At 33.8% G+C, this 23,486-nt stretch carries 23 protein-coding genes, 2 pseudogenes and 1 riboswitch; of the genes and pseudogenes, 4 read left to right on the top strand and 21 right to left on the bottom strand.

Going from position 1 to position 23,486, the window contains the following annotated elements:
* Window positions 1–63 precede the first annotated feature (63 nt).
* Both Q5Y73_RS02465 and Q5Y73_RS02460 read right to left on the bottom strand, forming a co-directional pair.
* Window positions 64–1,836 carry a peptidoglycan D,D-transpeptidase FtsI family protein gene (locus Q5Y73_RS02465; RefSeq protein ID WP_305990256.1) on the bottom strand — a complete coding sequence of 591 codons (1,773 nt, stop codon included), beginning with the start codon at window positions 1,834–1,836 and terminating at the stop codon, window positions 64–66.
* 192 nt (window positions 1,837–2,028) lie between these two features.
* The gene (locus Q5Y73_RS02460; RefSeq protein ID WP_305990255.1) at window positions 2,029–2,616 is read right to left on the bottom strand and encodes a hypothetical protein; all 588 of its coding nucleotides are present in this window, start codon (window positions 2,614–2,616) and stop codon (window positions 2,029–2,031) included.
* Window positions 2,617–2,754: 138 nt separating this feature from the next.
* On the opposite strand from Q5Y73_RS02460, the pseudogene Q5Y73_RS02455 reads away from it, so the two are divergent.
* Window positions 2,755–3,047, top strand: a pseudogene (locus Q5Y73_RS02455) (hypothetical protein).
* Here Q5Y73_RS02455 and Q5Y73_RS02450 read toward each other — a convergent pair.
* The 6 genes from Q5Y73_RS02450 to nagA all read right to left on the bottom strand — a co-directional run bounded on the left by Q5Y73_RS02450 (window position 3,044) and on the right by nagA (window position 6,998).
* Window positions 3,044–3,352, bottom strand: a complete 309-nt coding sequence (locus Q5Y73_RS02450; RefSeq protein ID WP_305990254.1) for an MGMT family protein — start codon at window positions 3,350–3,352, stop codon at window positions 3,044–3,046. The pseudogene Q5Y73_RS02455 and the gene Q5Y73_RS02450 sit on opposite strands and share 4 nt — an antisense overlap.
* Window positions 3,353–3,438: 86 nt before the next feature.
* On the bottom strand, window positions 3,439–4,089 hold the full coding sequence (locus tag Q5Y73_RS02445; RefSeq protein WP_305990253.1) for an HAD family hydrolase: 651 nt from the start codon (window positions 4,087–4,089) through the stop codon (window positions 3,439–3,441).
* Window positions 4,090–4,571: 482 nt separating this feature from the next.
* Window positions 4,572–4,823 carry a hypothetical protein gene (locus Q5Y73_RS02440; RefSeq protein ID WP_305990252.1) on the bottom strand — a complete coding sequence of 84 codons (252 nt, stop codon included), beginning with the start codon at window positions 4,821–4,823 and terminating at the stop codon, window positions 4,572–4,574.
* Between the two features lie 167 nt (window positions 4,824–4,990).
* On the bottom strand, window positions 4,991–5,128 hold the full coding sequence (locus Q5Y73_RS02435) for a hypothetical protein (protein ID WP_305990251.1): 138 nt from the start codon (window positions 5,126–5,128) through the stop codon (window positions 4,991–4,993).
* A gap of 104 nt (window positions 5,129–5,232) precedes the next feature.
* Window positions 5,233–5,415 carry a hypothetical protein gene (locus Q5Y73_RS02430; protein ID WP_305990250.1) on the bottom strand — a complete coding sequence of 61 codons (183 nt, stop codon included), beginning with the start codon at window positions 5,413–5,415 and terminating at the stop codon, window positions 5,233–5,235.
* A gap of 416 nt (window positions 5,416–5,831) precedes the next feature.
* Window positions 5,832–6,998 (bottom strand): N-acetylglucosamine-6-phosphate deacetylase, encoded by a 1,167-nt coding sequence (nagA, locus tag Q5Y73_RS02425; protein ID WP_305990249.1) that lies wholly within the window; start codon window positions 6,996–6,998, stop codon window positions 5,832–5,834.
* Window positions 6,999–7,230: 232 nt separating this feature from the next.
* Here nagA and deoD point away from each other — a divergent pair, with 232 nt between their 5' ends.
* Window positions 7,231–7,932, top strand: a complete 702-nt coding sequence (deoD, locus tag Q5Y73_RS02420) for a purine-nucleoside phosphorylase (RefSeq protein ID WP_305990248.1) — start codon at window positions 7,231–7,233, stop codon at window positions 7,930–7,932.
* Between the two features lie 46 nt (window positions 7,933–7,978).
* On the opposite strand, the gene Q5Y73_RS02415 is transcribed toward deoD, so the two are convergent.
* The 6 genes and pseudogenes from Q5Y73_RS02415 to Q5Y73_RS02390 form a co-directional block, all read right to left on the bottom strand.
* Window positions 7,979–8,518: a GNAT family N-acetyltransferase gene (locus tag Q5Y73_RS02415; RefSeq protein ID WP_305990247.1), complete on the bottom strand. Its 540-nt coding sequence runs from the start codon at window positions 8,516–8,518 to the stop codon at window positions 7,979–7,981.
* A 44-nt stretch (window positions 8,519–8,562) separates the two neighbouring features.
* A complete protein-coding gene (locus Q5Y73_RS02410) occupies window positions 8,563–9,057 on the bottom strand; it encodes a GNAT family N-acetyltransferase (protein ID WP_305990246.1) in 495 nt (164 codons plus the stop codon).
* Window positions 9,058–9,113: 56 nt separating this feature from the next.
* On the bottom strand, window positions 9,114–9,821 hold the full coding sequence (locus Q5Y73_RS02405) for an SDR family NAD(P)-dependent oxidoreductase (RefSeq protein ID WP_305990245.1): 708 nt from the start codon (window positions 9,819–9,821) through the stop codon (window positions 9,114–9,116).
* 58 nt (window positions 9,822–9,879) lie between these two features.
* Window positions 9,880–10,112 (bottom strand): annotated as a pseudogene (locus tag Q5Y73_RS02400) (DUF3977 family protein).
* A gap of 293 nt (window positions 10,113–10,405) precedes the next feature.
* Window positions 10,406–11,242, bottom strand: a complete 837-nt coding sequence (locus Q5Y73_RS02395) for a P-loop NTPase family protein (protein ID WP_305990244.1) — start codon at window positions 11,240–11,242, stop codon at window positions 10,406–10,408.
* Between the two features lie 142 nt (window positions 11,243–11,384).
* Window positions 11,385–12,647, bottom strand: coding sequence for a neutral/alkaline non-lysosomal ceramidase N-terminal domain-containing protein (locus Q5Y73_RS02390; protein ID WP_305990243.1), 1,263 nt, complete (start codon window positions 12,645–12,647; stop codon window positions 11,385–11,387).
* 200 nt (window positions 12,648–12,847) lie between these two features.
* Window positions 12,848–12,929: riboswitch (ZMP/ZTP riboswitch) on the top strand.
* 43 nt (window positions 12,930–12,972) lie between these two features.
* Between Q5Y73_RS02390 and Q5Y73_RS02385 the strand changes: the two genes are divergently transcribed.
* Window positions 12,973–14,139 carry a phosphoribosylaminoimidazolecarboxamide formyltransferase gene (locus tag Q5Y73_RS02385; protein ID WP_305990242.1) on the top strand — a complete coding sequence of 389 codons (1,167 nt, stop codon included), beginning with the start codon at window positions 12,973–12,975 and terminating at the stop codon, window positions 14,137–14,139.
* A 110-nt stretch (window positions 14,140–14,249) separates the two neighbouring features.
* On the opposite strand, the gene Q5Y73_RS02380 is transcribed toward Q5Y73_RS02385, so the two are convergent.
* From Q5Y73_RS02380 to Q5Y73_RS02370, 3 genes are all read right to left on the bottom strand, one after another.
* Window positions 14,250–15,476 carry an MFS transporter gene (locus tag Q5Y73_RS02380; RefSeq protein ID WP_305990241.1) on the bottom strand — a complete coding sequence of 409 codons (1,227 nt, stop codon included), beginning with the start codon at window positions 15,474–15,476 and terminating at the stop codon, window positions 14,250–14,252.
* A gap of 160 nt (window positions 15,477–15,636) precedes the next feature.
* Window positions 15,637–16,593, bottom strand: coding sequence for a DMT family transporter (locus Q5Y73_RS02375; RefSeq protein WP_371320158.1), 957 nt, complete (start codon window positions 16,591–16,593; stop codon window positions 15,637–15,639).
* A 61-nt stretch (window positions 16,594–16,654) separates the two neighbouring features.
* Window positions 16,655–17,590 carry a DMT family transporter gene (locus Q5Y73_RS02370; RefSeq protein WP_305990239.1) on the bottom strand — a complete coding sequence of 312 codons (936 nt, stop codon included), beginning with the start codon at window positions 17,588–17,590 and terminating at the stop codon, window positions 16,655–16,657.
* A 213-nt stretch (window positions 17,591–17,803) separates the two neighbouring features.
* On the opposite strand from Q5Y73_RS02370, the gene Q5Y73_RS02365 reads away from it, so the two are divergent.
* Window positions 17,804–19,159, top strand: coding sequence for an aminotransferase-like domain-containing protein (locus Q5Y73_RS02365; RefSeq protein WP_305990238.1), 1,356 nt, complete (start codon window positions 17,804–17,806; stop codon window positions 19,157–19,159).
* Here the strand turns inward: Q5Y73_RS02365 and Q5Y73_RS02360 are convergent.
* From Q5Y73_RS02360 to Q5Y73_RS02345, 4 genes are all read right to left on the bottom strand, one after another.
* The gene (locus Q5Y73_RS02360; protein WP_305990237.1) at window positions 19,156–19,884 is read right to left on the bottom strand and encodes an MBL fold metallo-hydrolase; all 729 of its coding nucleotides are present in this window, start codon (window positions 19,882–19,884) and stop codon (window positions 19,156–19,158) included. The two genes, Q5Y73_RS02365 and Q5Y73_RS02360, sit on opposite strands and share 4 nt — an antisense overlap.
* Before the next feature lie 52 nt (window positions 19,885–19,936).
* Window positions 19,937–20,800 carry an AraC family transcriptional regulator gene (locus tag Q5Y73_RS02355; protein ID WP_305990236.1) on the bottom strand — a complete coding sequence of 288 codons (864 nt, stop codon included), beginning with the start codon at window positions 20,798–20,800 and terminating at the stop codon, window positions 19,937–19,939.
* 197 nt (window positions 20,801–20,997) lie between these two features.
* Entirely contained in the window at window positions 20,998–23,043 is a 2,046-nt protein-coding gene (locus Q5Y73_RS02350) for a (Fe-S)-binding protein (RefSeq protein WP_305990235.1), read from the bottom strand.
* Between the two features lie 14 nt (window positions 23,044–23,057).
* Complete coding sequence (locus Q5Y73_RS02345; protein ID WP_305990234.1) at window positions 23,058–23,486, bottom strand: PaaI family thioesterase; 429 nt, start codon at window positions 23,484–23,486, stop codon at window positions 23,058–23,060.

Genomic DNA, 23,486 nt, shown 5'->3' with positions numbered 1-23,486 from the left:
ATTGAATTTATAAACTCTTTCATTCATTCCTTTAAAAAAGAATAGCTGGATTTCCAACCAACTTCACTTTGCCAACCATTCCATTATCTCTCCGAAAATTTTTGTAGCTTTATGCTGTCCTCCCTCATAAGGATTCTGAACAAACACAGCTATCGCATATTTAGGATTCTCTACTGGACCATAACCTATAAACCATTGGTTCTCCCCGTCTAAACCGTCTACAACAACTTCAGCTGTCCCAGATTTCCCAGCTAATTTCCACGTGTTATTGATTAAACTCTTTCCAGTTCCATCTAGTACGACTTTTTCCATCCATTGCATTAATTTATAAGAAGTATCCATCGATATTTTATATTCATCTGAATTTAAATTCTGTGCTTCAAACGCTTGTTTAAAGGAATCATTCTGATAACGGATTTCTTTAACAACCCTAGGTTGTTTAATTACACCTTGATTTAAGATAGTAACAATTAAGTTAGCAGCTTGCAGCGGGGTCATCCGTACATCTCTTTGACCTATTGACGTTTGAGCTTTCACACCATCATCATTTTTAAGTGTATGATTAGAAAAAATAAGTCCAACCTCTTCATGATCAAACTGAGTAAACACATGATCGTCTAGTGATTGATACCAGCCATTTTTCTGTAATCCACCAAGTTTCTTGAATGTCTCTTCTAACACATCCGCACTCATTCGTTCCATTACTTTTGCAAAAGTAATATTGCAGGATTGGGCAAAAGCTTCTTCAAAAGTAATTGTTCCATGTCCCTCCTTTCTCCAGCATGTAAATCCGTATTTCCCTAAATGTCCATTGCATTCAAACTCTTCTTTGGGGTGTACGATATTATTTTCAAGTGCGGCGGCTGCAACAATGGTTTTAAATATGGAACCAGGTGTATGCGCCTTCAGAGTTAGATTGCTCCAATCACCTATTGACATAGATACATCATAAGGATCATAATTTGGTCGACTCACCATGGCTAACACATCTGCATTAATAGAGTCTAAAACAACGACTGCACTTTTTTCTGTAGTATGAGCATCTAAAATGCGCTCCACATTTTGTTGGATGTCCTTATGTATAGTTGTATTGACTTTCAAAGGATAAAATGGATTGTTAGATTGAACAAGTCTCAAATCCAAACCAGAAATCGCCTTGCTTTTGCCATCCGTAAAAAATGAAAGTGAAATATCTTCTACACTTTGGATGTGAAAATCCAATGTTTTTTCCAATCCACTAGCACCTATCTGTGTCTTTAATGTCATTTCACCATTTTCTATTTCTGATGGATAGAGTTGCTGTATTCGACTTGGATTTTCACCAATAAAACCAATCAAATGACTTGCGAGATAAGGTTCCGGATATCTTAATTCATATTCTACTGCTTGAATGCCTGGTAAATTCAGTTCATTAATATTTTCCACCTGTTTATTTGACAATATATATGGAGTTGAAGCTGTTGATTTACTCCAAATTTCAGGTTCTTTCATACTGTTGAAATAATCAGTCCATTCTTGAACTGTAACACCTAAAATATCAGAAAGTGTATTTATTTTTTTATCATTTCCCTGGAAATGACTGTCGTTTGGAAAAACAGCTAGTACGTTGACTTTTCTTCCAGTCAATGGCTCACCATTTCGATCATAAAATTGTCCTCTTCCTAAAGACAATACAACACCAGATTCTCTTTGACTTACAGAACGTTCAATTAGGTTGATATCCTTATTTGAAAAACTTTTTGTTTCAATCACTTGGATCCAAAACAATCTAAAATCTAAAATACCAATAATTAGAGTGAAAATGAGTAATGTAATTAAAATCCTTCTTTTATCCACCTTATACGCTCCTAAATTGGTTTAATCAAATCTTGTCAGATTTTTTTCTTGTTCTTATTATTTACTTCTTTCTTTTCGATCAAACCATAATTAGGAGAAGCTTCTTCTTTCATTTGGCACGAACAAACTCCTATGCAAGTCAGCTTAACCAACATAGGAGCCTTATTATTGGGGTTCATTCATCTCATAGGTTTAACTTTGTTTTTTTCCTAGCCTTTTAAATAATAAAAATAATATAACGATAATCACACTAGATGCTAAAATATAACTATAGTTAAAGTCTTTTTCTTCACTATCTTTATCCTTAGTTTGCGTTAAATCAATGATTTCAGTTGGTTGATAACCTTCACCCAACTTCTTTAAATCCTCTTGAGCTAGAACAAACTCTGCAGAATCCAACCTAAATGCACGTGTACATTCATACACGAAATAATTCCCTTCTTCATTTAAACTTGTATAAATCAAATGCTCACTTCCTATTATTGGAGGATGATAAGCACAATCACTTGTTGTAAATATATTCATAATGATTTGGGATGTTTCTATTCCTTTAAATGCTTGTGTCACCTCAAACAAAACGGGTGTTCCAAACTCTTTTGCATCCTCTCTTGGATGTTGAACTTCAACAATTTTCCCAGTGAAAATAATCTCAGATTGTGCAAGTGCTTCATCAAAATCTGGACCTATACAATAACAAGCATGTGAAGTAGAAGGTATATAAATAAATATAGAAAAGAGAAATATCAAGATGCACTGAAGAATCTTTGTTATTCGTTTCAAAGTAACTCCTCCATGTTTTATGAGTATATGATGCTTTCAACAAGCAAAAGGCGATATACAATAAACGTTATTTTTTTGTATATTGTTGCATCTAAATTATGGTAGAATAGTTGGAAAATCATTAAAGGGGGAGCAGTTATGAATGTAGTTTATTTAAGTAAACCTACAGAAGAATTAAAACAAGAGTATCTATCTTTTTATCAGGATTGGGTTGACAGTGGAGAGAAGTATGTCCCTTTTGTAATTAGCCAGGATCCATCCGATTTCCATGGTTTGTTAAATTTTTTATATGAATCTGAAAAAGGTTTAAATATTCCAGATGGATTTGTTCCTCATCAAAAAAAACAATATTAAATAATGGCGGGATTCCTGATTCAGATTATGTTGAGGAAAGTGGAAATATAGTTAGAAGATTCTGGATGGAGCTTTAATGTTCCGTATGGTATTGAAATTTTTCGAGACTTATTGAGCGTTCGGAAATAAACACTACACCTTCACTTTCAAGTGACATCTTTTGAATAAAAAATAAATCATCCTTTAACCCTATTTCACCTTTGGCATTGATCACTCTATGCCAAGGGAGTTTATGTTTTTGACTCATGGAATGAAGAATTCTCACTACCTGTCTAGCTCCTCTTGGGCTCCCCGCTATTTTGGCAATTTGACCGTAAGTCATTACTTTTCCTGCAGGGATTTGTTTTATGATTTTAATCGCTTTTTCTGTAAAACTTTCCAAAACAGCCCCTCCTTTTAATCTGCTAGTGATCGGAACATTTAATTAAACGATCCTATTTAATTTCCAAATTGAATCTTGCTTAAATTTTATATGTGCTCTTCAACAAACTTCATAAAATCCACTGTTTTTGTAATATAATAGTCTGGTTCAATCTCAAAACTAGAGCTTTGAACTGTTGATAACCAATGTACTCCTACGGTTAATATATTTGCAGCTTTCCCTGCCTTAATATCTGCGTTACTATCACCTACGAAAATAACTTCATTCTTTTTCAAGTTCATCATCTCCATTGTTTTTAATATACCTTCCGGATCTGGTTTCGGATGTTGCACTTCATTTCCCGCTACAGTTGCTTCAAACATAGAAGCTATACCTAGTTCATTTAAGGAAATATCTAACCCTCTTCTGCTCTTGCCAGTAATGATTCCTAATCGTAGTTTCTTGTCTATTAACAACTTTAACATTGATATAATTTCATTCGAACTTTTCATTATGCTAGAATGTGCTTTTTGATATGTAGTATAATATCTTTCAATCGCCTCATCGGCTAGTTGTTTGTTCTGTAAAAAATCTAATATAATTTCATCTTCAGTAGGTCCAAATAACTGTATAATCTCTTTACCTGTTAAATGTTTACCTTCATAATACATAAAAACATCATTAAAAGAATTAAAAACTTCTGGCAGTGTATCTGCTATTGTTCCGTCAAAATCAAATAAAACTGCTTTTAGATTCATCATTAATCCCCCTAAGTCTAACAGTTGAATTTTGCAATTACATAAAACTAAAAACCTCATAACCTTTTCTGTATGAATTAAAAATAGATTACCTAAAATTTTAACATAATCTATTATCAACATGTTTAACTATTAATATATTTGACCAAGAAATCATAATTTCCTGGTAGAGATCACGGTAGCATTTAAAGATTTTGTACCAATAAGTACATCTGAAATATTAACATCACCGGCTACACGACTCATCAAGAGCACTCAAATAAAGTTAGATTCTACTGTAAATATGCGCATAGAAGCTTTAATATCAGATACACCTACCGATTCTATTGTTAATTATCAATTATTTAGAAACGGGTTGTTATTAGCTGAACAAACACACATAAATTCTTATGTTATACCAAATGGAGAAGAATTTGATGTCACCCCAGGATTAACTTGGGTAGATGAATGCCCACTTCTAGGAGTGAATCAATATTCTGTCTTTATGACGGATTTGTTACACATACTTTCACTTCAGCAACACATACTGGCATATCCGTAATCAATTGTAAATCATTTTCATCAAAATCGAATTGTTGTGATTCAATAAAAGGCTTCTTAAGAAACTTTGTTTCCGGGAATAAAACAGTCGCGTTTAAAGCTTTCGTCCCGATAAGAACGTCATTTACATTATCCAATAAACGAGTCATAACAATTGTATAAATATTTAATCCAAGTGGTGGATTTTGATCCACCCATGTTAACTCAGGAATAGTTCCAATATCCTGTGTTGAATTTGTTGATACAATCTGATCACTTTGTCTAGCTAACGGTATATTATTACGAAGAAGTCCAGAAGCTACAGTTGAAAAAATGTTACCAGAAACTGCAATCTCTCAATAATCCACTGAAGAATCCAATTTCACTTGCTTCCAGGTTGACATATATACACTTCAACTGTAAGAATGTCTACTGTTATTAATGGAGTTAGTGATTCTTCCATTCCTTGGTTTGGTGAATCTTGATCTGAGGTGATAAAAGGATGTTCCTTCATACTCATTTAAAACCTCTCCTCTTTTATAATTTGATTAACTATTTTATACAAGAGAAAGATGTTTTGTATGAGCTATTGCCCCCATATACTAACATTCATTTAATAGTTAATTAATCTGCCTTTCTAACAAACAAATAGGCTATAAAAGCAATCGGTCCGAGGATCAAAACGACCAAGGCCCATAAACATCCAATATTCGTTCCTCTTTTTTCAGTAGCATCAGCCCAAAGCCAAATGAGCCCTACAATGGAAAAAAACCATAAAACATAATAAACTGCAATGATGACTTCCATGACCATACCCCTATAAAAAATAATTTGAAAAGAACTGTCACTTCTTTATCATTGTCTTTATTATGTATACATTTCCATTCCATATACTATAAAAAAAAAGCACAAAAAAAATCATGTTCCAATGAACATGATACAACTTTAATGACTATCTAACTTTTAAGTAATAAGCTAAAACACCGAACGGTCCAAAGAAAGATACAATGATCTTCCATAACATATGAATTTCCGATTCTTTTTGTTTAGAAATTTTACTGATTATCAAAATAGAAATAACCCATATCAGAAGTCCGATTAGCAAACTTATTGGTCCACCCATTAATTCAACCAACCTTCTATTTAAATTGATTCCGTTCAATTCATTATACTTTTCATTACTTTATTTTTCCATGAGAAAGTTTTACAAATATCATTATAGTTTAAAACTCTATTAGTTCCCCTCTTTTCCATACCTTTTCTATCTCTAAATCTTTTGTTAACAATAACAGGTCTGCTTGATACCCTTCTCTTATACTTCCAACTTCATATTCAAGACCCAACAGTTTTGCTGGATTATAACTAGCTAATTTACTAGCTTCTGAAACAGACAATCCTACTGTGTTCACCATATATTTAAACCCTTCAATCATCGTTAAACTGCTTCCTGCAAGATTCCCACCTTCTTTTAACCTTGCAACATTATCCTTCATAACAACTTCTAGTCCACCTAAATTATAAGTCCCGTCCCCTAAACCAGCTGCAGACATTGCATCAGTAATTAGAAGTAAATTATCTTTGTTTTTCAATTTAGTTAATAATTGAATGGAAACAGGATGAACATGTTCTCCGTCTGCTATAATTTCAGTGCTCAATCCTTCATTGACTAATATATTTCCTGCTACACCAGGTTCTCTATGATGAAAACCTCTCATTGCATTATACATATGAACAGAGTGGGTTAAACCAGCCTCCGTTGCTCTTAAAATTTCCTCATATGTCCCATCTGAATGGCCACATGCTATAACAATCCCTTGTGATAAGCTATATTCAATCACTTCTATCGCATGGTCTGCTTCAGGTGCCAAAGTTAAAATTTTTACAATATTAGGATAAATCTCTGTCCATTCCTTCATCCAATTCACATTTGGAGGAACGATATAATTTGGGTTTTGTGCACCTGGCATATTGGGGCTGATAAATGGACCTTCTAAATGAACTCCTATGACTTGAGCAAAAGGTTGGATTTCCTCCTGAAAACTTGCTACAGATTTCAGCACTTTTTCAATGTTATCCTTTGAAGATGTAACCGTTGTCGCCAACATTGAAGTTGTTCCATGTTGAGCATGGAATTTACTAATTCCCAGAAGAGACTCTTCCGTGGCATCCATAAAATCATATCCGTTCCCACCATGTACATGAACATCTACAAATCCAGGAATTAACCAGGCACCTCCAGCATTCACGCTGTATAGATCAGGTTTTTTCAATAGAAAAGAATCCAGTTCTTGATGACTTAAGATCCTATTTACTCTTCCATTCTGGATATAAACTGCACCTTGTTCAATCAAATCATTTAAGCATACAACATTTGCATTATATATTAACAATATAAATCACCTCAAATTACTATCAATACTCCACTCATAGTGTTTCAGCTATTTCACTACACTACTATAAACTATAAACGAAATTTAGCTATAAAAATAGGGGGAAATTTCATTCACAAAATGACCTTATTTGAATCAAAATATTGATTATGATACATTGGTTAAGCAAGGTTATATACTTCAACCTAAAAGAAGGTAACTCTGAAAAACAAAAGTAAAGGAATTGAAGAAAATGAGTGTACATATTGAAGCAAAAGAAAATGAAATCGCTGAAACGATTCTGCTACCAGGTGATCCGTTAAGAGCAAAATATATTGCTGAAACATTTTTAGAAGACATTTCTTGTTATAACAATGTTCGTGGTATGTTAGGATTTACAGGTACATATAAAAATGAACGCATTTCTGTACAAGGAACAGGGATGGGAGTCCCTTCTATCTCTATTTATGTTAATGAGTTGATCCAGAGTTATGGTGTAAAAAATCTAATTCGGGTTGGATCATGCGGTGCAATTCAAAAAGACGTTAAAGTTCGAGACGTCATTCTAGCCATGACCTCTTCAACAGATTCACAAATGAATCGTGTTGAGTTTGGCCCTATTGATTATGCTCCAACTGCAAGTTTTGATCTTTTGAAGAAAGCATATGATACTGGTGTTGAGAAAGGTCTCGAAATTAAAGTCGGGAATGTATTTACGGCTGATCAATTTTACAATGACAATGCCCAACTCGAAAAATTAGCTCGTTATGGTGTACTTGCTGTAGAAATGGAAACAACAGCATTATACACTTTAGCATCAAAATTTGATGTTAATGCATTATCCGTTTTAACCGTAAGTGATCATATTTTAACAGGTGAAGAAACGACTTCTCAAGAAAGACAAACCACTTTTAACGAAATGATTGAAGTAGCATTAGACGCCGTAATTAAATAAAATATTATAACAAAACACACCCCGTATCTTGTACAGGGTGTGTTTTCTACCTAGCATGATATTCATGTCTTAACAATCCATATAGAAACATATCATAACGCTTACCTTCGCGCTCAAGAAACTCTCGGTAAGTTCCCTCTTGTTTAAAACCAAGTTTTTCATATAATGCAACTGCTCGTTCATTGAACTCAAAAACGGTTAACTGCAAACGATATAGATTCAGTTCACTAAATGCATACCGAAGAGCTAGTGTTAACATCTCAGTTCCGTAACCCTTTGACCAGTTTTCTTTATCTCCAATCGCCATTGATATCCATGCTGTTCGATGATTCCACAATACACCATCAATTTCTATCATACCGATCAACTCATCTGTTTCCTTTAATCTAACTGCAAAACGAAATTCATTTGAATTGGATGCTTCAGTCCATTTTTTGAATTCATGAGCTTGTTTTGGAATTGCGGCTTCGGCAGAGAAGAAATTTAAAAAATCAGCATTTTCATACCATTTCAAAATAGTAGGAATATCTGAATCATTCAGTGCTCTTAATTTTAATTGTTCCCCTTCAAATAATTGATTTGACATCACAAGTTCCTCTTCTCTATTATTTCATTTAACTTACAACTATGTTATAGGAACAACACCATGTGTTCTTCATCGTAATATGTATCTTCAATCTTTAGAGACCTTTTATCTATACCAAATGTCTCAAATCCCATAGAAAGATACAGCCTCCTAGCAGCCACATTATCTTTGTTTACACTCAAATATACTTGCTCGATACCATCTAATTCCTTAGCTCTATTTATAGCTTCTATCATCAAACTCTTTCCAATTCCCTTTCCATGCGCAACAGACCGGACATACATTGCATAAATATTTGCTCTATGTTTTAATTTCATTTTTGTTTCTTTTACTAGTGTTACAATGCCGGTTAGCTGTCCATTTTCAAACGCACCTAAAGTAATAAACTCTGATGCCAATCTATTTTCATATACTTCATTACTACTCTCTTTTTCTTCTTCATAACTAGAACCAAATGCAGAAGGATAGTTTAACAAACCTTCAAGTCTTAACTCTCTATATTCTATTGCATTTGATGAATTTAATCGTTTTACAATCATCTGCTTCCCCTCCTAAAAACAATTCAAAAATTGAGATTTTAAGTTAAATATTTACATTACCACGGCAGTTTCCCAACTCCAGGTTCTGCATATATCCTAGATTCACCTTTTTCAAGTTTTTCAACCCATTTAAATATATTTTCTGCCGCTTCATGTGGTTCAAGATCCGCATCTGATGCAGCCGTTCTTGTTTTAATTTTTCCTGGATGAATGGAGTTTACACTGATGCCATACTCTTCGAGTTCATTACTCATACAAATAGAAAGCATATTTTGAGCTGCTTTTGCCACTCGATAGGAATAAGCAAATTTTCTTTTTTTAAACTCACCTGATGCCATTTTCGTTAAAGAACCTAATCGAGAAGAAACATTAATCACTCTTGGATTCTTAGCATTTTTCAATATTGGTAATGCAGCTTGAACAACTCTAATTACACCAAAACAATGTATTTGAATCGCTTCATTCATTTCTGATATACTGACTTTTTCAAACTTATACTCTCTGCCTGGTATTCCTGCATTGTTAATCACAATATCTATCACATTGGTATATTTTGTTACAGTCGATTGAATCTTTTCCATGGATGAATCTTCTGTAATATCAACTATTATTGGTTTGCAAGAAGGAAACTCTTTTTGCAACTTATCAGCATGATCAGGATCTCGTACAACTGGGAAGATTTCATACTCATGATTAAAAAAATGCTTAGTTAGTTCATACCCAAGTCCCCTGCCAGCCCCAGTAATTAAAACTTTTTCTTTCATAACAATCACTTCCTAACTAGTGAAAATTCTATATCATAGGTAAGCTAATCTAGCTATATCACCTACTTGTGATACCAAAAATTAGTTTAAAGTTGTTACTTTCTTTCCTAAGCGGAAACCTTTTTTCAAATCAAAAATAAAAACAGATTTATAAATCCATATTCTTATATATGCGGACTGGAAATTAACAGGACCAACGATTCCTTTTTCCTCAAATTCTGTGCCATCACTTAATTCTGTTTCAGTTCTAACAAACCATGTATTACCTATTCCAAACTCAATATATTTCAGCATTAACACTCCCCTAAAGAATCATGAACTATTTACTTGCATCTATCAATGAAACGGTTCTAACCACCATGGATAATCAAATTGTCCATCGGATACCTTGAAAAATGACCCATGATCCCAAGATAAGTTACTCCATGCTCATCAATAGGGTCAAAAACATGAGTGTATGTAGAAAATAAATAAAATTTTTGCTTTGGATTAATTATCCATCAAATTGTTTTAAATTATATTATAATACTCAGTCCCCAAGTAATAAACCCTATTTTTTTCATTATATAACCTCTTTCATCCCTTTAAAGTTTTGTTTCCATAAACGTTCTAATTTCTTTATACATTGATTCCCAGTCAAAGGAAGAATTATTTAATAATAATTTATCTATAGTTAAACTGTTTACTATTTCTAATTCAACCTGTTTCCTTATCTCTAAATAGTGTATTACTCCTTCTAACCCGTTCAGATTTCTTACTTCCCCAAATTTTTGTTTTGTATAATACCATATAGATCGTTCAAACCATTCAGTAGATCTTTTTGACTTTATTTTTTTAACACTTTCTCCGATATTATCTTGGTAATAATAAATTATAACTGGGTTAAGATCCTTGATTATGTCGGCAAGTTTAAAAATAAATCTCTTAATATCTGATACCGGAAGATCATCACGTGCAAGCAATGTATTAATAGGATTTTGTAAAAATGCACAATCAAAAATAGTAATCTTACTTTCTTTTTTGGCATTATCTGAAAAACTTTCCCAACGCTCAAGCAATAACTGACAATATAGTTCATTCGGAAGATGATATACATCATATTGTTCTAATGCTCTTAATAGAGAATTAGGAATAACATCCTTATATTTCATATAAGTTATTTCATATATATTATTATTTACTCCTTTATCAGAAATTGATTCTATAATATCAGCAAACTCAGTATATTTACTTAAAATTTCTCTATATTGATTTTCAGTCAAACAAGCTATTCCTTCGAAATCCGCTGGGTGATTTATATTACCTTCTATGTACAAATCATTGTATAATTCTTTTTCACTTAATAACTCACTGATATACTGAGATGTTGTTGTTTTCCCCGATCCCGGGATACCTTCAAGCATGATTAATTTTGTTTTCATGGAATACCCTCCGTAAAATGACTCTTTCAATGAAGAAAGACGCTTCTCTTATTAGAGTAATGCGCCATATCGTATTATTGTGGAAAATCAAACATAAACATTTGTTCCTTAATTATTTAGTTCATATCATATAAGAAACACTTTAATTATTGTGTAATTCGAGTACCTTATTAACAACCATTTGGGCTGTATTCTCTACTGGAGGCATCCAGAGGTTTGTAATAGGCCCATATACTACTGGATTAAGTTCCACTTCGTAACCACCATAAGGATATGCTGCTCTTGTAGGTAAGTAACCAAGATAACCATTGGTATAACCACCAAAAAATGTGAGATTAGTATTCATTTTTTCTTGGATCTCAAGAGCTAACTCTGAGAAAGGTTCCATTGGGATGCCTGAAAATGACCCTTCGTTAATTTGGAATAATTGAATCTCTAGATCAATAACTAATTGCCTGCTGTTTTGTTCATACATTTCTAATACACTTTTAAGCCAATTGTTTGTATTTACTCCCCATTGTTCTTGGGCTAATGACGCCATGTTTTTTATCCCTTCTGGTTCTGGTATCTCTATTAATTTCATTGGTAAAATAGCTGAAGTCGTGTGTAACCTATATATTTTATTGTACGTAATTGAAGGAAGCATAGTTAGAACACTTCCACTTAAGGTGTAGGCCATCTGCTTTATTTCCTTCATTGACCCACGATATTTTGCATTAACGTTCCCAGACGAACCTTGTACGATGATGATAGGGCAGTTTAGTATTTGTTCGAGTATTCTTCTTGTCATTCCAGGGTAATCTCCTGACAGAATGTCACTGTCTGACTTTAAGACATTTGGATGTGCAGTACAGAATACAATCGCCCCTAAGAGCTGTTGATCATTTTGATTTCTAATTGCCAAAATCCCAATTCGTTTATCGACAACTCCTCTTTCATTGGTACCCATTTCAACTCGTCCTTCTTGTGTTTTTTCTCTACGATTCACCCCTATCTCTCCTAAAGTAACGTTCCATCCAACTTCAGAAGATTGCAAACATTCATCCGCTTTAACAGCTGCATTAACAGTATTTTTAATAAGAATCGCTTTATAAGCCTTAACTACTTCACTATTACTGACTGTTGAGGGACCAGAGTGTGTATGAGTAAAAACAATAGTGATATTCTCAATGCCTATACATAATTCACTTGCAATTTTTTCACGAATCTCCATAGTATCTTCTACTAGCATACCAATATTATCTATACTAACAAACAGAGTTTTAAGATTATTACTTTCAAATACAAATGCAGTTGAATAAATACGTTCATCAATATTTCTAACCCCTGTTGGTCTATGGTATCCAATAAATTCAATACCCAAAGGGGGAGTAATATCTACCTTATAAATTCCTACTTTACTCATTTAAAACTCTCCATTTTAATTGAATTAATAAAAAAATTGATTTTCTATCCTATAGTTATCTGAAGATTATTTTTTCACAATCACCCTATTTTAGCATATTTCCAAAATTATGTGATTCAATGATGTGGTCCTAATTATAAATAAAGATGTCAATGGAAACTTGAAATAAAATAAATATGAACCTATAATTAAAGTAAATGTTTGTTATGTGCAACTGGCGTGAACGTGGAGAAAACCACGAGGAAGCACATAATTATATCGCCGTACGCCTGGGCAAAGTATCTGATATTTAATCAGGTACTTTTATTTTTATGGAGGGATACTAATGAGTTCTATTTATTTAAAGTACGGTATGAATCCACATCAGAAAAACGCAAAACTCTACTGTGAAGAAAAGTTACCTATCAAAATATTAAATGGTGAAGCAAGTTATATTAACTTTTTGGATGCTCTTAATGCCATTCAGTTGGTGTCTGAACTAAATGAAGCTACTGGGCTACCATCTGCAGCTTCATTTAAACATGTCAGCCCAACAGGAGCAGCTGTTTATAGTCCATTAAGCGAATCACAATGTAGATCTTACTTTGTAGAAGATACTGAGTTATCTCCCTTAGCGATTGCATATGCTCGGGCAAGAGGAGCCGATCGAATGTCTTCATTTGGTGACTGTGCTGCTTTCAGTGAAAAGGTTGATGTTACGGTCGCAAAGTTATTAAAGAGGGAAGTATCAGATTCAATCATTGCCCCTGGATATGATGATGATGCTCTTGAGATCCTGAAACAGAAAAAAAAGGGGAAATACCTAATCATAGAGATCGATGCTGATTATGTGCCTACTTTCAAAGAAACAAGAACGGTAAATGGAATTACTCTGGAACAAGATCGAAATGATCTGAAAATGGGTCAGGATTCTTTAGAAAATTGCGTCACGGAGTTAACAGAAATCCCAAAGAATGCAAGAAGGGATCTGCTTATTGCGTTAATAACGCTAAAATACACTCAATCTAATTCAGTTTGTTTTGCACTTGATGGGCAGACCATTGGTATTGGTGCAGGACAACAATCAAGAATCCATTGCACTAGACTAGCAGCTGATAAAGCTGACAATTGGTGGCTACGACAACATCCAATAATAAAAGAGTTTGACTACCACACTGGAATAACACGGACAGAAATGAATAATGCAATTGACGGCTGGATAAATAATCAAATGACACATATTGAAAATGAGAACTGGGAGAATAACTTCAAAGTTATCCCAAATCGACTTACTGAAACACAGAAACAAGAATGGATTGGGCGACTTGAAGATGTATCTTATGCATCGGATGCTTACTTGCCATTTAGGGATAATATTGACCGTGCTGCAAGAAGTGGTGTTAAGTACATCGCACAATCAGGATTTTCAGCAAATGATGATCAAATCATTCAAGCAGCAAATGAATATAAAATGATCATGGCTTTCACATCTACACGATTGTTCCATCATTAAGCACAACTTTAATGAAATCTGCTTCTACACTAACGGTTACTTTAGTTAAATATGATGAACAGGAGCACCATTATTTCTATGGATCTCTTGTTTATCATATTGGCTATCACTCATCTATAAGCCACTAACTTATTTTGATATAAAAGCACAAGCCAGATACTACTAGTAAACACACAAATGATCCCGAACACTACACCGATAACTTGAGGAGAGTAATAATCTAGTAAAACACCTGTTAAAAACATTGAGAGCTGAAACAATGATCCATAAACCGCGTAATGTAACGTAAACACTTTCCCTATTTGGTCATCAGGTGAATACGTTTGAATTAATGTAGAGTCTAATGGGATAATAATCCCTCCTGCAATGCGCATCAATAAAAGAAAAAGAATTCCAACAAAAAGATTTACAGAAAGAGCAAACAAAATAAAAAAGATGCCCTGTAACAAATATGACCAGCCAAAATATTTTTTCATTCTCTCAGTATCCAATGACATATACTTTGCTACAAAAACACTCCCAATCAAAACTCCTAATCCTTGTATTGCATATAAGATGCCGATGCCATTATTACCTAGTTGATACACATCAGAACCATAAATGGTAAGTAGGATTTGATAAACCCCACCAACAATCCCCCATGACATTCCGACTAAAATCAAACCTAATATGATAGGAGTCTGAATGATAAATTTATAACCATCCACCATATCTTTAAAGTAACCAATTTTAGTGGCTTCTTGTTTTTTCTCTGCTTGGGGAATTACGGTATACTTTATGAATAAAGCTGAAATGATAAAGGTCATGCTATTTAACACAAAAGCGATGTTAGGACTTAGAAAGCCTAGTGCAATTCCACCAATACTAGAACCAAGGATTGCAGAGATTGCCTGCATAGAGCTTGATAATGAATTGGCTACAGGTAAATGTTCTTTCTTTACTAACTTAGGGATTACACTTTGCCTTGCGGGATTAAATAAGGTTGAACATATCGCCATCAAAGCATTTACTATAAACACAATATATACAAAAGCTTCTGCAAATAGGAGTCCCAATACAATAACAGCTCTTATCATATCCGTAATGATTAAAATCTTTTTTCTGTTTGTTCTATCAATGAATACACCTGCAAAAGGACTAAACAATAATTGGGGCAGCCCCTTACTGATGAGTGTTAAACTAACCATTAAGGGTGACTCTGTAACCCCATAAACAAAAGTTAATAAAGCAATAGTGCTAAACCAATCACCTATTGTACTCGTTGCTTGTGCTAAAAAAAGTTTTTTATATTGTTTATTCCTTCTAAGTAAATTTGAATATACATTTGTATTCTTCATGTTAATCCCTCATCTGCTATATCGCCCTACTAAACTCTTTACATCATCATAAGTTTGTTTGTTAATAATGATAACTAGGATCTGAATCAATAGCCACGACCATAAGGATTAGGGAAACATACAACTTTTGACTGAGAGAAATAATCTTTGGAGCAGGAGACTAACTAGAAGATCCAACAGATTTATTGAGTACTCTTTTTTTTGTTCGGAACGTTATTTTCTTCTTACTGAAAACATTTGTACCAAGCACTCCTGCAATAATCATGATTGTACCAATAATATGATAATAGAATATGCTTTCCCCTAAAAAAATGGCTCCCGCAATAATTGAAATGACTGGAGAAAGGTTCGCAAATACCATAACCTTCGCCGCATCTAATTTAGATAGTACATAATTCACCAACAATGCAGCTACTAATGTAGATAAGATACCTAAATAGATCATCAATGAAAAATACTCAATATCCATCACCGGTGCGAACAAAGAACGAATACTGCCATCCATTAAATGTTTTACTATAGCTACAAAATTAAAAGAAATAAATCCGCCAGCTAACATAAAAAAGGTGATCTCGGATGGTTTGAAATCCTTGGATAGGAATCTCGAAAGTATGCTGTAACCTGCAAAAATTACAGCGGCTAATAACAATAAAATAATGCCAGTTAAACTATTAAATTGTACACCCGTACCTTTCATAATGAAAATAAAAGCCACACCGATCACAGATAAAATAATAGAGCTTTTTTGCAGGAAATTCGTTCTTTCTTTTAAGAAAACAGAAGCTAGAATCATAGTAAAAATAGGTGCAGAAGCTTGTAAAATAGCTCCTTCAGAAGATGTTGCAAACTCCAGACCAAAAGTTAGAAATACAAGAAATGTGACAGGATACACAATAACTAGTGGCAATAACTTCTTCATTCTTTGCATATTAATCTGAATTTTAATTTTATTTGAAAAAATTGGAATCAAAATTGCAATAAATGAAAATGTAAATCGATGTGCTAATGTATCCACAGGATCTGTAATCTCAAGAGCAACTTTTGTAAACAAGTACGATAATCCAGTGATAAACACATATAAAATAGCACAAAAATATACAAATACAGATTGTTTAATATTCATGATAATTCCCCCAATTAATTAATTGTTTATTCCTTAATGTTTTGCGTTAACGATTTCACTTCAAATGGTGAACTGGTGAACCTTGAATCGGTTTATTTGACACCCCTGTATGGATTCCTTTCATATTAGCTCCGATAACACCGACTATAATGCATATAGTTCCGACTAAATGATACGTATAAAAGGCTTCGTTTAATATAAATACCCCCGCAATAATGCTTACTATAGTTGAAAGATTCATAAATACACCAGATCTAGAAGCACCCATATTTGCAATCATATAGTTGGTCAAAAAGGATGAGACTACAGAGGAAAAAAAGCCCAAGTAGATGATGGAAAGCATAAAGTCTGGTTGAAGAATAAGAGAGTAATCCATTTTTTCAGGTGAGATCAATAATATAAAGTTAAACATAATCATACCAATAGCCATCATTGCATAAGTCAGTTCTAATGCAGTAAATTGTTTTGAAAATTTGCGAGCAAGAACAGAGTAGACAGCCATGGACAATACAGACAAAATGATAAGGATGAATCCAAGCATATTTGCATCCCCTTCCACACCACTCATGAATCCGATAAATAAAACACCACCAGCAGATAATAAAATAGATCCTTTCTGAATCAAAGAAGTTCGTTCTTTTAAAAATATTGAAGCAAGCAACATAACAAAGATTGGCAGTAGAGCCGTAATCACACCAGCTTCACTTGAGGTCGCATACTTCATGCCATAAGTCTGAAAAGAAAAAGCTAACACAGGCTGAATAAATGAAAATAAAAGCAAAAGTAGAATAGGTTTATTTCGAAAATCTACTCTTACAACTTTAAAAAAAACGAAAATTGACATCGTGAAAAAGGCAATTGTAAAACGAAATGAAAGTATAGATAATATTGAAGCCTCATTCACAATATTTTTTAAAAACAAAAAGCTTAATCCTATAATTATTGCGCCTAATAATCCCGCCAATACTGGCAAAGTATTTTTGTTTTTCATTTATAAGTCCTCCTCCATTTTCTTAAAATCAATAATGTCTAAGTATCTTCAATTCCTTCCTATTTTTCGTATGGTAAGATAAGATCAATAACTTCTATTTAAGTCTCTCCAAGCTGTCTTACTTTTCGTAAGTAATTTGATTTTAGTATGAAATACATGGAGGAACAATCGAATAAAAGTAAAACTGTACCAGTACAAAGGGGTTGGGATGGGATGAAAAAGTTTGAAAACATGATGAATGAAATCGAAAGTAGGATTACGACCGGAGAACTATCTTCAGGGGAAAAACTGCCTTCCATTCGTGAACTTGCAATACAATTTGGATGCAGTAAAAGCACTGTCGTGCATGCGTATCAAGAACTAGAAAAAAAACATGTCATTTATTCTATTCCACAAAGCGGTTATTTCGTCGTGGAACGTAAAGTAAACAAATCAACATATTTACATAAAGAGAATATAGATTTTTCATCAGCTGCTCCAGATCCTGTTGTTTTTCCATATTTAGATTTTCAGCATTGTATCAATAAAGCCATAGATATCTATAAAGAAGATCTATTTACATACACATTAACTAGAGGGCTCTCTCCGCTCATTCGCGTACTTGAAAACCACCTTGCTAATTATCAAGTGTTTACAAAACAGGAGAACATCTTTATAACCTCAGGTGTTCAGCAGGCGTTGGCAATATTAGCAACCATGCCGTTTCCGAATCAAAAAACTACAATACTGATTGAAGAGCCATCCTATCATAACTTTATTAAATTGTTAAAATTACAAGGTATACCTATAATGGGAATAAAACGTGATGCCGAGGGAATTGATTTAAATGAATTAGAACAAATATTTAAAACACAATCGATTAAGTTCTTTTACACCATCCCTCGTTATCATAATCCGCTAGGTACTTCCTATACAGAACAACAGAAAAAAACCATTGCGGATTTAGCTAAAAAATATGATGTATATATTGTTGAAGATGATTACTTAGCAGATATAGAGTCAAATCAAAAATCAGACCCTATTTTTGCATATAGTCCTGTTTCACACGTAGTTTATTTAAAAAGTTATGCGAAAATGATCTTTCCTGGTCTTCGTGTAGGAGCAGCAGTTATTCCTGAGACTTTAAAAGAAAATTTTTACTTATTTAAAAAATTAACGGATATCGATACTTCCATGATTTCACAAGCTGCTTTAGAAATTTATATTAAAAATGGGATGTTTGAAAGACATAAAGAAAAAATGAAATCAACCTATACGAATCGATTGTTATATTTAAATGAAATGTTGAAACAGTATGGAGATAAGGATTTAATAACGTATCCAGAGCTTACTTCTGGCGTTTATACACACATTAAAGTACATCAATCTATCAATATAAAAAAAGTGATTCAGAATTTAGAAAAACAAAAAGTAATACTAGTTCCTGTGGATGAAAATTATATTTCATTATTAAATAGAGAAAAAATACTTCATATTAGCATTACTAGAACAAATAAAGAACAAATCAAAGAGGGAGTTATAAAATTATTGAAGGAACTAAAGAGGGCAAAATCAAGTTTAGTTTATTAAACATTCTTTAATAACTTAACTATTCTTTCATTTATTTTTTCTTTAAATAAACCACCATGGTAACAAATAACGGCTTCAATATCATATTGTGTGAACTTACTTAATGATTTTTGAGCCAATTCTATATCCGAACATTGTGGATTTAATTCTAACTGACCATCTTGAACGACCATTGCGTCTGCAGCAATAAGCGTATTACTTTGTTTATGATATAAGCTAATATGTCCTCTACTATGACCTGGGGTATGAATGACAATGATTCCACCGCAATAAGGCAGCTCTTCCCCATCCATTACTATTTTGTTGACATTCACTTTAGTTGTACCTGATAACTCTGATAGAAATTGATTTCGCATTTGTTCTGGCCAAGTATCTATCTGAGATACTAATTCATCTGTCAGCAAGCTTTTCTCTCCCTGAATAAATGGTCTCTCTAATTCGCTTGCTAAAACTTCAATATCATGCGAAGATTCTGCTAACAAATCAGATATACTGCCAATATGGTCAAAATGATGATGAGTTAAGATAATTTTTCTGAGAAGCTCAAAAGGTACATTTGTTTTCTCAAATTGATCTAAAAAAACACTCTTTTGATCAATAAAACCAGTGTCTACCAAAACAGCTATTTCATGATCCCAAATAAGAGTAGGATGGATGATCATATCCTGCCCCATAAAGTTTTTTCTTTCTATCTCCAACATTTCAATTCCTGTTGATATTTTCATCTTCTTTTCCCTCCACCAATAGTTAATAGATTTTTAATATTTCTAATTACTCTTATTTCTTTTTAATAGGAATCCAAATTTCACATTGATCATTAGTGTCTATCGTATCACTCATAGGAATTAGCTCGATTTCGGGTACTCCTGCAAGCTGCTCATATCCAGTAGAAGGAAACCATTCTGTATATATGCGGTCCCATGTTTCTGAAATTTCCTCAGGAGACGTTCCAATGCAATCAAAAACAGCCCAAGAAGCAGCAGGAATGACCTTCTGCTCATCATTGATTTGGATGTTATTGTCATTCATTTTTGAGCCTACAAAGTACGTAAAATCCTCACTTTCATGATCAATGTCCATAATAACTCCAAGTAAAGCTTTTTCTCCTGTAATAGAAAGAAGGCGTTTGGCAGCTCCCGATTGTTCCATTTCCTCACGAAAATTTAATGTTCGTTTCCTTGACTCCTCCTTCAACAAAGGAACTTTTATCCCTCTTCCTATCATTATAAAACGATCTTTCTTTTTCATTTGATAGTTCATTTGTTTCTCTCCTTTTAAAGAAATGTGAAATGTAATTCTTGGAAAAGCAACTAGTGAAACGTTTGATTCTTTTACTTGGGATGGTGGAATGCCATGCATTTTACGAAAAGCTTTCGAAAAAGATTCTGGTGTTTCGTATCCATATTTTATAGCGATATCAATCACCTTTGAATTCGTATTTGCAAGCTCTTGTGCAGCTAAAGTCAGCCTCCTATTTCGTATATATTCAGCGACTGTATAACCAGTTAACATATGAAACATACGTTGAAAATGAAACTTTGAACTGAGTGATTTTCGTGCTAATATGGTTAGATCTATGTTTTGATTGATATGATCTTCGATATAATCAATACATTCATTCATGCTTTGAAGCATATTCATATATTTTCACCTCTGCTTTAAAATTATTTTAACAGTAAATTGGAGTTCAAACCTGTCATTTTGTGCTCTTTATTGACATGATGATTTGAAAAACGGCTGACGACTTGATGTCGATGTTCACCATAAAAAACCCATGGAGGCAATCCGCCATCCACAGGTTTATAAAACCAGAATTAATCTATCTCAATCTACTTATCCTACAAACTCTCAGCGATAATCTCAGCGATGTCTCTAGCCTGAACCTTCTCTTCTTCTTTCGCTTTTAATCCATCATCAACCATAGTGAGACAATATGGACAACCGGTTGCGATCAGGTCAGGTTTTGTTTGTAAAGCTTGCTCTGTTCTTTCAACATTCACTCTTGTTCCTTCTGTTTCTTCCATCCACATCATTCCACCACCAGCACCACAGCACATGCTGTTGCTGCCAGAACGTTCCATCTCTACAAGCTCTACACCTGGAATAGAGGATAAAGCTTGACGTGGGGCTTCATATTCATTATTATGACGCCCTAAGTAACATGGGTCATGATAAGTGATCTTATCCATCATGGATTTACTAGGCTTTATTCTTCCTTCTTCAATCCATTTTGAAATTAGCTGTGAATGATGATAAACTTTAACATCCTCTTGCAATCCAAAATCTTGATACTCATTTTTAAACGTATGGAATGCATGAGGATCTATTGTCACAATTTTTTTCACATTATAGCTTTTAAAGATCTCAACATTTTCCTCAGCGAGCATTTGATACAAGTATTCATTCCCAAGACGCCTTGCAGTATCACCAGAATTCTTTTCATCATTTCCTAATACTGCAAAAGTAATCCCTGCCCTATTCATGATTTCAACAAATGCTTTAGAAATTTTTTGACCACGTTTATCGTAGGAGCCCATGGAACCTATATAAAATAGGTACTCAAAAGACTCTGTTTTTTGTGCTTCTAATACTTTATTATCATCGTCCAGCTGATCCATCCAGTTTTTACGATCTAATCGGTTCAAGCCCCAAGGGTTTCCTTGTCTTTCAATGTTATTTAATGCTCGTGCCGCTTCTGCAGGCAAGCTTCCTTCAGTTAACACCAAATAACGACGCATATCCATAATTTTATCAACATGCTCATTAGCTACAGGACATACTTCCTCACAATTTCGGCAAGAAGTACAAGCCCAAAGTTCTTGTTCTGTAACCACTTCACCTACAAGCTGTGTTTCTAACTCAGTATCAGTTGAAGCAGCTAGCTCATTTGCTGTTGTTCCTCCAAATGCAAAGGCAGGCATCCACGGTGTACGTGAAGTGATTGCAGCTCCTTTATTTGTTAAATGATCTCTCATATTTGTAATTAAATGCATAGGAGATAACATCTTTCCTGTTGATGCCGCTGGACACACACTTGTGCAACGTCCACATTCTACACATGCATACAAATCTACTAATTGATTTTGTGTGAAATCTTCTATTTTTCCTGTTCCAAAGGATTCTGCATTTTCATCTTCAAGATCAATTTTTTTCAATTTGCCTGGTACACCTAATTTTCTAATAAATACATTTATAGGTGCAAAAAACAAATGAGCGTGTTTTGACTGAGGTACATAAATTAAAAACGTGTAAAGGATCAATAAATGAATCCACCAGAAAACATAAAACAATGCTTCAGCAGCTGCGCTGCCCATCCAAGAAAATGCCAATACAAACAATGAACTAACCGGTTGAAGAGCACTCACTTCATGCCCATTCCATATCATTTCCATCCCGCCAGACAATATGATGGAAAGCATTAAACTAGAAAGCAATAAGATGACGATCCCTGATTTCCAGCCTCGTTTTAAACGAGCCAACTTTTCAACATATCGACGGTAAAAAGCGTACCCTGTAGCTAATAAAACAAGTAAAACTGTAATTTCCTGTATGAATACAAAGGTCGGATAAAAGGAACCCAGTGGCAAATGCCAGCCTGGTACCAAACCTTTACCAACCAAATCAATTGCACCAAATTGGATTAAAATAAAACCATAAAACATCACTAAATGCATGATACCGCTTTTTTTATCTTTTAATAACGTTTTATGGCCAAACATATTCACAGCAATCTGTTTGAATCTTTCTTTATATTGCGGTGGTAATGCTTCTTCTTTTCCTAATTTAATAAATGAATATCGACTGTACATGATGTGATAAAACAAATAAAATACGTATCCAGTGAGCAATAAAAATGCACAAAGCTGAATTATAGAAAATACCATGGAATCACCCACCTCTATTTATTAATCACTCGATATGAGCCTGTTGCGATTGCAACAAGCTCTCCTTCTTCACTTCTAATTTCCCCTTCAGTTGTAAGCGTTTGATTGGTTTGATGCAAAACCTTCGCACTTACTCCCAATGTTCCTTCTTTTAACGCAGTTAGATAATGAATATTCAGCATTGTAGTTACTAGTTTTTCATTTGGACGGGCAACTACAACCGCCAGCCCCATGATACTGTCCAACACGGAGGCATGAACGCCCCCGTGTATGATGCCATTCGGATTAAGATGAATGGGTTCTACTGTAAAAGTTCCTATGATTTGATCTTTATTTATTTCTGTAATTTGACTGTTGAAGAGTTCCATAAATGTACCTTTCACTTTCTCTTCCAGCATACTTTGAAAGGCTTTCCACTCTTTTTCATTCATGCTCCCATTCAT

It is taken from the genome of Chengkuizengella axinellae (genome assembly GCF_030730905.1).
Classification (GTDB): domain Bacteria; phylum Bacillota; class Bacilli; order Paenibacillales; family KCTC-33759; genus Chengkuizengella; species Chengkuizengella axinellae.
This window is presented reverse-complemented; position numbering and strand designations above follow the sequence as displayed.